The organism is Streptococcus sp. SR1, assembly GCF_000526075.1.
In the GTDB taxonomy this organism is placed as follows: Bacteria; Bacillota; Bacilli; order Lactobacillales; family Streptococcaceae; genus Streptococcus; species Streptococcus halitosis.
Genome location: NZ_JATR01000015.1, coordinates 122,539 through 135,485, shown reverse-complemented (window position 1 = coordinate 135,485; position 12,947 = coordinate 122,539). Strand labels below are relative to the sequence as shown.

The following is a 12,947-nucleotide window of genomic DNA, read 5'->3' as shown; positions in this document are numbered from 1 at the left end:
ATAAATCCCCTATAGATGTATGTGTATCACATCGCATAAACCCTCAGAACCACTCTTTTCATTTTTACATCCTAAAAATCACTACCTCCCCTAGAGAACTAAGGAAGGCAGTGATCACATTTTTAGGAATTAGGAATGAATACACGAAATCAATCGATCTTATGATTTTTTGTTTTTCAAGAATTCGTCGTATTGTTTTTGCATTTCGTTCAATACTTTTTCGTAAGCACCTTCAGATTTCAATTTTTCCATCAATTCTGGAATAGCTTTATCTGGGTCTACAGTACCAGTGTTGATAGCTGTATCGAATTGTTGCATTGTGTTAGAAATTGCTGAAATTTCAGATTTCACACTGTCAGTGTTAAAGATAAATCCAAGTGCTGGAGATTCTTTAGCTTCTGCCAATTGTTTCTTAGAATCTGCAATTTGTTGGTCTGTAACGTTTTCGTTGATGTAAAGGATCCAGTTGTTACCAGTGTTCCAACCTGACATGTGAGTGTTTCCTTTATATCCATCAAGGACGCGGACACGGTTTTCTTTACCTTCAACTTTTTCCCAGTTCTTGCCTTCTGGACCGTAAACAAGACCGTTCAAAAGTTCTGGGTTAGTGTTCAAGAGGTTCAACACTTCCATTGATTTTTCTTTGTTCTTAGAGTTGTTTGAGATGACAAAGTTAGCGACTTGTGTTGTTTGGTTTTTCTTGATAAAGTTAGTGATTGGTTTGATTTGGATGTCTTTGTTCGCAACACGTGAGAGCAAGCTGTTACCATAGTCAGCTGGTCCTACTGTTTCTTCACGAACGAACCAAGTATCTTGTTGAAGGTCAAATGAAGTATCACTTGTTGCTACGTCTTTTGGAATGTATCCTGCTTCATAGAATTTGTGAAGAGTCTTCAAGTGTTCTTTGAAACGAGGCACTTCGTAACGGTTTACGATCTTAGTAGTGTCTCCTTCAAGGTCGATAACAAATGGAAGTCCGTTTGGTACTGGGTAGTCAAAGTTATCAGATGGAATAAAGTTCTTCGTAACTGCAAATGGTACTACGTCTGGAGCTTTTTCTTTGATTTGTTTCAAGACTGGTTCAAGTGTTTCGTATGAAGTGACACCTGAAATGTCAATACCATATTTTTCAAGAAGAGTTCCGTTGAAGGCAAAGTTTTGAGATGATGCAACGTTAGCTGCAACTGGTACTGCATAGATCTTACCGTTTACAGTGTTCCCTTTGATGTAAGCTGGGTCAAGTGCTTTGTAAAGCTCTGCTCCTTCTTTCTTGTACAAATCAGTCAAGTCAGCATAAGCACCTTTTTGAGCATTTACGACATAGTTAGATGCAAATGCGATATCATAATTTTCACCAGATGATGTGATAACAGACATTTTCTTATCATAATCACCCCATCCGAGGTATTGGATATCCAATTTAGCACCGACTTTTTCTTCGATGATTTTGTTTGCATTTTCTAGCAATTCATCCAAGTTGTCTGGTTTGTCACCGATTTGGTACATTTTGATGACAGGTTTTTCACCTGAAGTAGTATCAGCAGCTTTTTTGTTGTTACCTGTAAGGTTTCCACAAGCAGCGAGACCAGCAGCCAAAGCGACTACGCTAGCAGATGCAAAAGCATATTTTTTCCAGTTTTTCATGATAAAAACTCCTTTTTTTGTTTTTAAACTTATAAACGATTTAATGATTTTTAACTCCAATCGCTATGATGAAGTTGGGAAGAGAGAAACGGTGTTTCTCAGCAAGTGCTATTCTTTCACACCACCGATCGTCAAACCTTTAACAAAGTAGCGTTGGAAGAATGGATATAGAATCGCGATTGGAAGGGTTGCAACGACAACCATGGCCATACGACCTGTTTCTTTCGGTAGAGCAACTCCCAGTTGGCCAGATAGGCCGACTGCTTTTGCAATGTAGTCCATATTTTGTTGGATTTGCATGAGCAAATATTGCAATGGATACAAGTTGTCACTCTTGATGTAAAGAAGGGCGTTGAACCAGTCGTTCCAGAAACCAAGAGCTGTCAAAAGCGTGATGGTTGCGATACCTGGAAGTGACAAGGGCAAACAGATCTGGAAGAAGATCCGAGCTTCACTGGCACCATCGATACGAGCAGATTCGAGAATGGCTTCTGGAATTGTCTTCTTGAAGAAGGAACGCATCAAGATGATGTTGAATGGTGAGAGAAGCATTGGAACAATCAAGGCCCAAACGGTATCACCGAGTTGAAGCAAGCGAGTGACCACGATATAGCCTGGTACCAAACCAGCATTGAACAACATACTAAGAAGAGCGAAGATCGTAAAGAATCTGCGGTACTTAAAGGTTGTCCGTGAGATGGCGTAGGCATAAGTGGTTGTGATGAAGACGTTGGTCACTGTTCCGACTACGGTTACAAAAACTGAGATAAAGAGCGCTTGGAGGATCTTATCTTTAAACTGAGCCAAGAACTGGAATCCATCTACACCAAACTTCGAAGGGAAAAAGCTATATCCATACTGGAGGATGCTCTTTTCGTCTGTCACCGAAATGATGATAACGAAGATAAAGGGCAAGATACAAGAAAGAGCGATCAAACCAGAGATGATACTAAAGAAGATATCTGCTTTCTTACTGAAGGAGTGAATGCCGACATTATCGATTTTTTCTTTTTTAATTTTCTTTTCTGCCATATTCTCCTCCTTTCTAGAACAAAGCTGAGTTTGGATCAACTCGTCTTGCAAGCAAGTTTGATAGGATAACCAGAATCAAACCGACAACGGATTGGTAAAGACCGGCTGCTGAAGCCATACCGATATCTGCTGTCTGAGTCAAACCATTAAAGACATATACGTCCAAAACGTTGGTTACATTGTAAAGCTGACCAGCATTGTGTGGAATTTGATAGAAGAGACCGAAGTCTGCGCGGAAGATATTTCCGACTGCAAGGATGGTCAAGACTGTTACAAGTGGAGTCAACTGAGGAATGGTTACGTTGCGAATGCGTTGCCACTTGCTAGCCCCGTCCACTGTTGCTGCTTCGTAGTAGGTTGGGTCAATTCCCATGATCGTCGCATAGTACATGACACTGCTATATCCAAAGCCTTTCCAAATACCTAGGAAAAGGAGAAGGTATGGCCAAATGCCTAAGTCAGCGTAAAAGTTGACTTCCTTCATGCCAATGGATGTTAGGAAATGGTTGAATACCCCTTTGTCAATGTTTAGGAAGGCATCTGTAAAGAAACTGATGATAACCCATGACAGGAAGTAAGGGAACAACATAGACGTTTGGAAAATCTTAACCATTCTCTTAGAGCGGAGCTCGCTGAGGATGATGGCAATCCCTACTGATACAATCAAACCGATAAAGATAAACCCGAGATTGTAGAGAACGGTATTTCGAGTGATGATAAAGGCATCTTTTGAACTGAACAAGAATCTGAAATTATCTAACCCGACCCATTTACTATTCACAATACTATCTATGAAACCATTACTGGTCATATGGTAGTCTTTAAAGGCAACCACATTCCCAAATACTGGAATGTAAAAGAATAGAATCAACCAGAGCGCCCCTGGTAAAACCATCAAGAGAAAGATCCAGTTATCTCTCAAGGTCTTTGAAAACTTTTTCATAATTTCCTCCCTTTTTATTCCTAAAAACTGATTTCATCGAATTTTTAGGTTTGATAACGATTACATTATTAGTATACTCCTATTTGAAGGCTAGGTTAAACTACTAATTATAGAAAAAACTCCACAAATTATTTTTTGTGGAGAAGTTTTTTATAAGAAATAGGTTTCACGAGAAACATTCTGACTCGGAAAAAAGACCTTTAAGTCGTATAAATCGTCGAAGCTGTCGCAATGGTGTGCCACTGGTTAGCTGTGGTGGCTGCGAAATCCTTGTCTGCGTAGAAGTCAGTAAATGGTAGGATTTCAACTTCTAGCTCGTCAATGCGCTCAATTTGTCTTGCCAGATAAGCCTCGATGCGGCTTTCTGCGCGTTTGATGCGTTGCAAGAGTCCGCCCATACGGATATCAACCGTATCCAAACCAAAGACCTTGTTTTCTTTCAACCATTGACGGCTAAAGAGGGTATGGAAATGTTCGATTTGGCTTCTAAGTTTTGGTAATTCTTGTCTGGCGATTTGCTGTAAGCTGACTTTGTCACCGGCTTTATAAGCTTCACGAATGCGTCGTCCCACATCCACTTTACTGCTTAAAATCTGGTTCAACTGGGCCTGAGTTTCAAAGAGGTAAGCATAGTTTCCAGCTTTTTCTTTGATAACAGCAAGCGTTTCAGCGGCCTGAGCAAAGTGCGGTTTGTCCTGTTCAGGTGTCACGTGCCGGTCAAGAATCGGACAGAGAACATCCTGATAAAAGACATAGCGGTTGGGATTGATCCCGCTGAGATTGCCTGGCAAGTCTGGTAAGAGGTTAGCTAGGTCAATCTGCATAAAGTCCTCAACCGATAGACCTGTATTGGTCTTGAAGTGAGCAGACAAACGGTCGAGGTTATTGCGGTAGCTGAGTTCTGCCCAGATTTGCAAGCTGGGTAGGATAGAAAACTGGGCAGTTTCCCCACCATTGTCCCCCCAACCAGTTACGATGACTTCTTTGATATCATTGGCGCGGCAGGCTTTGTTGGCTTCTACAGCGATGAGACGACTGAAATGGTTGTTGGGTGTGAACCCAATCCACTTCCAAGCCCCACCTGCAAAGGCAATATCTTGGCTAATCTTGTGATGGTTGCGGAAATTGCGGTTGTATTTTTCCTCGCTATCCTGATAATAGTCCCAGTAAACCAAGGTCACGCGGTCTTTGAGACGATCTAGGTAGACACGCGTTTCCGCTGGAATTTCCACATCACGATCGTACTGGCCATCTGCTGACATGAGTTTAAAGAACATATCACTCCACATCTGACAATGGAAACCATACTTGTCTGCAATATCCAGCACGCGCTCTAAGTGTTGACACATGAGGAGACTACGGTCTACAACACCGTTCAAGATGAGGTAGCGTCCCAAGCCAACCAAGTGAGCCTCGTCCATCCCGATATTGACCTTGCGAGTCTGCAGTTTAGATAGAGTGGCAAACATGCCATCAATCAGGTCATACACCTTTTCTTCTCCGATAAGGAGAATGTCCTCTACATCACGGAGTTCTTGCACTTCTTTGACACCCCATTTAACGAAGGCCGACAAATGAGCCAAGGTCTGGATGCAAGGCACAAAGGTCATGTCAAACTGCTGGGCGTAGGCTTCTATTTCCTGCAATTCCTCTGCTGAATAAGCCCCGCGGAAGTAACCAAAATAAGGCTGCCCCTCAATCTGGTAGGTGTCTTCCATATAAAGCTCAAAGGTTGAGTAGCCCATGAGAGCCAAGACCTCAATCATCTGCTTGGCAGAAGCGACATTGATCACGGCATTGCGCGAACAGTCCGCCATGTAGGCCAACTCTTCATAAGCCGCCTGCTCCTCGATCGCTACTTTGTCACCTTCACCTAGAGCTGTCGCTAACAAGGACAAGGCGCGGTAAAGTTGGTGAGGTTTGCGATAGGTTAGTTGATAGTGGCCTCCCTCACCCTTGATAGAGATAGAGGCTTGGTCAGACTGAGCGACTGCCACTTCCACATCTGGTAAAGAGATATGTTTTGTCAGCAAGTCGATTGCCTGCGTTTGCTTGGGACTAAGTCCTGTAAATCTTACCACTGATTTTCCTCCTGTAGCCAGTTGACAAGGGCACCGTAGAGATTGGCTTCTGCATGATAGGTGCAGGCTTGGATAACTGGTGCGACCGTGTATTCTTCGTAGGTCTCGACAAAGTTACCGACAGCCTTCTTGACACCTTGGATAAAATCAGGGTTTTGGCTGATGGAGCCACCTAGGCTAATGACATCTGGGTCGATCAGATACTGGATATTGAGCAAGCCTTGCGCCAGATTACGGTTCATGCGCTCAATCGCTTCTTGACAAAGAGCATTGCCAGCTGCGGCCTCTTGGTAAATCTTGCGTCCGTCCCAGTCAGTCTGACCAGACTTTTCAATCACGTATCGCACCATATTTCCAGTTGACGCTAGTTGCGACCAGTTGTTGAGTTTTTCAGCAGGGGCAAGGGTTGTCATGTAGCCAAACTCTCCCCCCAAGCCGTGGCGACCTCGGTGAAGCTTGCCATTGATAATCATGGCACCACCGATTCCAGTCCCAATCACGACACAGGCTGCATTTTCAATCTCTGGATGAGCCAGCAGTTCACTAAGTCCAACACAGTTGGCATCATTTTCTAGATGGACAGGGAGTTGATGATGAGCAAGAGCTTCATACCAAGAAAAGCCATGGATGTAAGGTACGGCACTGATTCCCTCAATCACACCTGTTTCTTGATTGACCGCGCCTGGAACGCTCATGGCAATGCCCTTATAATCTTTCTCCGACAGACGTTGGTCTAGCCAAGTCAGTAAATCCTCCAAGTTTTCTGGCGTCGGAGTACTTGTCTTATCTAGTATTTTTCCATCAGGAGTCAGACTGGCAAACTTAATCCCAGTCCCTCCGATATCAATGGTTGCAATGGTCATTGTTCTTCCCATAAAAAGGGGCGAATCAGTAGTCAATCCTTACTCTTTCGCCCCTCCTTTCTATCTCTTATTATTAGTTATCAAACACTTTAAAACTGTTAAATGTCTTCTTTTTTGATCAATTCTGTGCGAATCTCTTGTGGCGCTAATAGTCCTGAATGAACGGGATATGGTCGTTCAAGCAAGTCCAAAATGGTTTGCTGGTGTTCTGATATGCGTACATTTTCTTGACTCATATTGTAGTAACGAAGTACATATCCTTCTTCATTTTCAGCTACCTTAAAGGCTGTCGGGCAGACTTGTGGCAAGCTGAGCGCCGCATGGCTCAAGAGACTACCAGTCGCTGCCACACTTCCTTCTTGTTTAGCAACTTGAAGACTAGTGAATGGTGTTTGGAAGGCTTTAGCACGACGGAAGGCTGAGAAGCGTTCCCCTGCTTGGTGGCATTCAAGTGTAAACTCAACTTCAAACTCACGCAAGCATTGAGCTTCTGGTGTTGGGAAGTAACCCCAGTCACCTAACTCACCTGAGGCACGAAGGATGGTCACGGCAATGGTATCGTCACCAAGGATTTCATACTCGTGCAGTCCTTTATTAGCCACCGTCACTCCTTTTTCATCATCATAAAGGCTGACAAAGGCTTGTTGGTGTTGAGGATTTTCAGGATTTTCCCATGAAGCTGCTGGTTTGTTTGGTCGTGTCACTACCTCATAAATGCTTTCCGAGTCATTGCTTGGACGCGTATTATGAGTCTTGATCAAGAGACGGATACGGTGGTCCTTGGCTGTGTTAGTAAAGCGAGTCTTGAAGCGGATTTGAGGATTGTCAACAAAGACAGTCATCTCTGTTTCAAGAAGAACGCTTGTCAATTCTTCTGAGCGCCCAGCTTCACGCGTCATAAACTCGATGATACCTCTTTGTTCCGCATCCAGCTTTTCATCTGCACTTACTGGAATTGTCAATTCATGCTTGAGCAAGATCTTGGCAAAACGTGCTGTATTTTCCAAGACTTCACAGCCTTTGAGTTCTGCGTAGATAGGCTCTGTTCCTTTTGGTTGGAAATAGATGTACTCATTTCCGATGTCACCACGGTCTTCAAAGCGAATAACATCTTCATAAGCTTCATGAGTTGTCTTGTCGTAGACTGTGATATTTTCATCCACACTGACCGTTACAAATGGCGTATCAATCACTCCGTTTTGGTAAATACCGTCACGGTGTTCTTGTTCTCCTTCGAGCAATTGGAAAGTGGTCCAAGAAAGTGGTGCCAGATGAACCGGCACTGTCACGCGTACTTGTCGAGCGATACGAGCCTGACGGAACTTGTCTTTTGGTAAATCATACTCAAAATTAGCTCCCAGATCTTCGATTTTCGCTTCTACAGCATGCCCTTCCAAGTCTTCGACACGGTAGTTTGGCAAGGTCAAGGCTGCCATTTTCTTGTAGCCTTCTGTTGGGTGCAATTCTTTGAAATCACAAACCGCCACATCAATCACTGTGCTGACAGTGTCAACCTTGTCATGCAAGCCTGTGTTGATGACCGTAAAGAGATGGTCGCTTTGGGCTTCGTGGGTTGCAATTTTACCCTTCCACTCGTTGAGAAGATTGGTCTTAACGAAGTTTCCGACTTGGTTGACCTTGGCAAAACGTGTTTCCATCTCACGGTGAACCTCGTCCACACTACAGCCACAGATACTGTCATGTGGCGCATTTTGTAGAAGGACTTTCCAAGCATAGGTCAACTGGTCCTTATGGTTGTGCCCACCAGTGATGACAGTCAATGGCTCCACTACTTGTTCTAGCAAGTTGCTATTTTCTTGGAAGGCTTGTTTGAGGTAAATGCGTGAAGAAGAAGTGTTGGCAAGTGTGTACCAACCGTCTGTTTCTTGACTGGTCAACTCACCTGTAACCGTAGATAGTTGCTCCGGCAGAGCACTTTCTACTGCGTGGATATAGTCATCAAAGGAACTATGCACAAAGGTCACATCTGGGAAGAGTTCATTTGCCACACGAATGGCTTCACTCAGATTTCGCTGTACAGGCTGGTGGTCACATCCGTTCATCATCAACCATTGGTTGGTCGAAGCGTAGTCACGCACGTCTGCCAATTTTTGTTTCCAGAAGGTCAAGGCCTCGTCTTTATCCACTGGAATTTCATTCCCATTACTGTACCAGTTGGCAAAGAGGATACTGAGGACACGACTTCCGTCTGCACCCTGCCAGTACATTTCTGAAAACTGGGAAGTAAACTGCTCATCTTCGAGGACTTGGTTGTCAAATCCAATCGGCTTGACACCACGACCAAAGGCTGCCACGTGAATGCCTGATTTTTGAAGGATTTGAGGAGCTTGCCCCATATTTCCAAAGGTATCTGGGAAGTAACCAATCTGGGTTGATTTACCCCATTTTGCACATTCTGCTTGACCAATCAAGGTATTGCGGACATTGGCTTCGCTAGAAATCAAGTAGTCATCCTGCAAGATGTAAAAAGGACCAATTTTGAGTTTGCCTTGGTCGATGTAACCTTGGACTTTGTCGCGATTTTCAGGACGAATTTCTAAGTAGTCATCAAGGACAATGGTTTGACCATCCAAGTGGAAGCTCTTGAACTCAGGATCATTTTCAAAAAGGTCAAAAAGATTGTCAAATAACTCCACCAACTGCATACGGTGGCTTTCAAAAGGCAAGTACCACTCACGGTCCCAGTGACTGTGTGAGATAATATGTACAACAACATTTTCCATGAAGTAAAACCTCATTCTAACTTAAATTTTTATTTTTAACGTTTTAAATGTGAATTTGTGATTCTTTACAAGAATCTATCGAGCTAAAACTCATTATCGAATATCCAAGTAATCCAAGACCAACTCACAGAACATCATGTTGGCCCAAGAGAACCATTCACGTGAGTAGAGCGTTGGATCATCCACGTGGAAGCTTTCATGCATAACACCTGTTCCACCATCGCAGGCAACCAGCTGATCCAGCAAGTATTTTTTCTCTGCCTTATCTCTTGTTGTCAAGCCTTGGATAGAAAGGGCAATGGGCCAGATATAGCGATAGAAGGTATGAGAACTTCCGAGACCGCTAGCATATTCTCCTTGGTAAAAGTATGGATTTTCAGGGCTCAGAATAGTGCGGCGTGTGGCTTGATACACTTCGTCTTCAATGTCGCAATAGCCCAGATAAGGCGCCGCCAGCAGACTTGGTACATTTGGGTCATCCATGATGCTAGCATTCCCTAAACCATCCACTTCAAAGGCGTAAATCTTTTCGCCCTTGCTGTTGGTGATGTAAGCGTAGTTTTCGATTCCTTCTTGGATTTCAGCTTGCAGGCGTTTAGCATCTGCCACGATGTTTTGGCTATCAGCTAGATCCAGTTCTGCAAAGATTTCTTGCACATAACCCAAGACTACTACAGCAAACATATTGGACGGAATCAAATAGCTATACTGACAGCAGTCATCACTCGGACGAAAAGCTGACCAGGTCATACCTGTCACTGCAAAGTCAGGTCCAAATCCATCATTTACCAAGGGGTCTTCCTTGCGGTCCGTATCACGGACAAAACGATAAGGAGAGTTCTTGTGGTCTTGCTCCACTGTCCATAGATGAAGAATTTCCTTGGTCGCTGCGACAAAAGTCTCATCAAACTGACTGGTCTCGCCAGTCTCTTTCCAAAGGAGATAAGCCAGTTGCAAAGGATAGCAAAGCGAGTCCACCTCGTACTTGCGTTCCCAGATCCAACCATTAAGGTCCGTGTGGTCAGTCTCGTGGTGGCCCTTCCAGTTCTCCTCAATGTTAAAGGAGTTAGCATAAGGATCCTTGAGCACCAAGGTCATCTGACGCTTAACCAAACCTGCAATGGTCTGACGCAGGAGGACATCTCTTTTAGCCACATGCAAGTAGGGTCTAAGTTGGGCTGTCGAATCCCGAAGCCACATGGCAGGAATATCCCCAGTCAAGACAAAAGTAGAGCCATCTTCTAAGATTTCAACCGTATTGTCCAAGGTGTCTGTATAGCAACGCTCGAAGACATCCACCCACTTCGGATGATCCTTGGCCCGCTCTGCTACTTCATCCAGCCATTCTCTAACAATTTCTTTCGAATAAATCATCGTGCAGTTTCCTCTTTCAAACAAGTTTCATGTTCAGTATATAGTTTTTGAGACAGAAAATACATACACAAATGATAGTCATTTTTCTACAAAATTGCTTACTTTCGAACCCCATATCTAAAGGTCTCATTTTTCTGATATAATGTAGAAAAACAGCTAAAGGAAAGACTATGAAAGCACTACTTGAAACCATCGATACCCGCTTTGGGACTGCCAGCAAACACGCCTTTTCTCGAGGAAATACCCTGCCCTACACGGGCGTCCCTTTTGGGATGAATTATTTTGTGCCTCAGACCAGCGATCAGGAGGGAGCTTGGTTTTTCGATCCGCATCTGCCCATTTTTCAGGGGATTCGATTAACCCACCAACCCAGTCCTTGGATTGGGGACTACTCTTGGCTCCTTCTGACACCTGTTACAGGTCAGCTTGGGGGAGACAGCCTCTTTCACCGCCAGTCTTCTTATGATATAGATAAAGCTTGCTTCCAGCCTCACTATTTGAAACTCTTTTCTCTGCGCTATCAGATTGAAACCCAGCTCACACCGACATGCTATGGCGCTTCTATTCGTTTGGAGCAAAAGCAAGGCAAAGCCCTCTCCCTCTATCTTCACGTAGCAGATGAACTGACAGTAGAACAAATAGATAAGCGGACTCTTGCCCTGCGTCAAGAGGGAAAAACAGAGACCAACAAAAATCCGCTGATATTGTTTACTGCTTTACAAATGAATACGGATATTCTTGCTATCAGCCAAGAAGAGGGAGACTGGCGAATTGACTTAGCAAGCAGTCAAGCCGAGATTCAACTAGCAACTTCTTTCATATCGCCTTCTCAAGCTCTGCTTAATCTACCTCAAAAGGACTTTGACAGCTGTAAAGTAAATGCGAAAGCGGACTGGGAAAATCTCCTCCATCGTTTTGACATACTAGAGACAGGAGAGACTGACAGGACCTTCTTTGATCACTGCCTCTACAGACTCTTCCTCTTCCCGCAGACTTTTTATGAAGTTGATGAATCAGGGCAAGCCATCCACATGGATCTGGCTACTGGTACTGTCAAGCCTGGTGTCCTCTTTAGCAACAATGGTTTCTGGGATACCTTCCGCACCACCTTCCCCCTCTTTGCCCTTATCATACCGGAACACTATCGTCTCTTTTTAGAAGGCTTTCTCAATAGCTATCGCGATACTGGATTCCTTCCAAAATGGCTAGCTCCAGACGAACGGGGTATGATGCCTGGTACCCTTTTAGATGGCATTATCGCAGACAGCGCCTGCAAGGACATGGCCCCCGACCTAGAAAAAGAACTCCTTCAAGCCATGCTTGAAACAGCCGCTAAGTCCGACCCTCTCGGCATCAATGGCCGCCACGGACTAGCCCAATACCAAGAACTGGGCTACCTCTCTACCGACCACCACGAAAGCGTCAGCCATACCCTAGACTATGCCTATAGTGACTTTTGTATCGCCAGCTGTGCCGAAAAGCTTGGTCAGAATGACATCGCGGAAACTTATAGAACTTCGTCACAAAATTACCGCAATCTATTTGATGCTGAAACAGGCTACATGCGTGCGCGAGATAGTCAAGGAAACTTCCGCCCTGACTTCTCTCCCTATAGTTGGGGACGAGACTACGCTGAATGCTCTGCCATTCAAGCGACTTTAGGCGTTCTCCACGACATCCCAGGCTTAATCCAGCTTATGGGTAGAAAAGAAGCCTTCAGCAATTATCTTTTGAAAGCCTGTCAGGGTGCTCCCCTCTTTGAAACCACCGGCTATGGTTACGAGATTCACGAGATGAGCGAGATGGCTACCGCTCCTTTTGGGCAAATCGCCATTTCCAACCAACCGAGCTTCCACATCCCTTATCTCTTTCGCTATAGCGACTACCCTGACTACACTGCTCTACTCATCAAAACCTTGCGTCAGAAAGCCTTTCACCCAAGCTGGCAAGCCTATCCTGGCGATGAGGACAATGGCAGTCTCTCTGCTTGGTATATCTGGTCAGCTCTTGGATTCTACCCGACCTGTCCAGGCAAACCAAGTTACGATCTCGGAATCCCTCTCTTTGACCATCTCCGTATCTACCTGGCTAAGGAAAATAAATGGCTGGATATCCATGCCAAGCAAAACCACAGCCACTTCAACTTTGTCAAAGAATATCGATTGGACAAGACCATAGTATCTAGCATTCAACACCAAGACCTCTTGAAAGCTGAGCAACTGACCTTCACCCTCAGCTGGCTACCAAATCACTCCTAACCAAAAGA

General features: G+C 44.4%; 8 protein-coding genes. 1 reads left to right on the top strand and 7 read right to left on the bottom strand.

Features of this window, described 5'->3' with window-relative positions; genetic code table 11:
- Nucleotides 1–159 precede the first annotated feature (159 nt).
- From HMPREF1518_RS05615 to HMPREF1518_RS05585, 7 genes are all read right to left on the bottom strand, one after another.
- Nucleotides 160–1,644, bottom strand: a complete 1,485-nt coding sequence (locus HMPREF1518_RS05615; protein ID WP_033584742.1) for an ABC transporter substrate-binding protein — start codon at nucleotides 1,642–1,644, stop codon at nucleotides 160–162.
- Nucleotides 1,645–1,752: 108 nt separating this feature from the next.
- Nucleotides 1,753–2,676 carry a carbohydrate ABC transporter permease gene (locus tag HMPREF1518_RS05610; protein WP_000818344.1) on the bottom strand — a complete coding sequence of 308 codons (924 nt, stop codon included), beginning with the start codon at nucleotides 2,674–2,676 and terminating at the stop codon, nucleotides 1,753–1,755.
- A 13-nt stretch (nucleotides 2,677–2,689) separates the two neighbouring features.
- Nucleotides 2,690–3,619 (bottom strand): ABC transporter permease, encoded by a 930-nt coding sequence (locus HMPREF1518_RS05605; RefSeq protein WP_000714584.1) that lies wholly within the window; start codon nucleotides 3,617–3,619, stop codon nucleotides 2,690–2,692.
- A 200-nt stretch (nucleotides 3,620–3,819) separates the two neighbouring features.
- Nucleotides 3,820–5,700 carry a beta-N-acetylhexosaminidase gene (locus HMPREF1518_RS05600; protein WP_033584740.1) on the bottom strand — a complete coding sequence of 627 codons (1,881 nt, stop codon included), beginning with the start codon at nucleotides 5,698–5,700 and terminating at the stop codon, nucleotides 3,820–3,822.
- The gene (locus tag HMPREF1518_RS05595; RefSeq protein ID WP_002880939.1) at nucleotides 5,694–6,563 is read right to left on the bottom strand and encodes an ROK family protein; all 870 of its coding nucleotides are present in this window, start codon (nucleotides 6,561–6,563) and stop codon (nucleotides 5,694–5,696) included. Before HMPREF1518_RS05595 ends, HMPREF1518_RS05600 begins: the two co-directional genes overlap by 7 nt.
- A 98-nt stretch (nucleotides 6,564–6,661) precedes the next feature.
- Nucleotides 6,662–9,307, bottom strand: coding sequence for an alpha-mannosidase (locus HMPREF1518_RS05590; RefSeq protein ID WP_033584739.1), 2,646 nt, complete (start codon nucleotides 9,305–9,307; stop codon nucleotides 6,662–6,664).
- Between the two features lie 93 nt (nucleotides 9,308–9,400).
- Nucleotides 9,401–10,681: a glycoside hydrolase family 125 protein gene (locus HMPREF1518_RS05585; protein WP_033584736.1), complete on the bottom strand. Its 1,281-nt coding sequence runs from the start codon at nucleotides 10,679–10,681 to the stop codon at nucleotides 9,401–9,403.
- Between the two features lie 170 nt (nucleotides 10,682–10,851).
- Between HMPREF1518_RS05585 and HMPREF1518_RS05580 the strand changes: the two genes are divergently transcribed.
- Nucleotides 10,852–12,939, top strand: a complete 2,088-nt coding sequence (locus HMPREF1518_RS05580; protein WP_033584734.1) for a GH92 family glycosyl hydrolase — start codon at nucleotides 10,852–10,854, stop codon at nucleotides 12,937–12,939.
- Nucleotides 12,940–12,947: the final 8 nt, after the last annotated feature.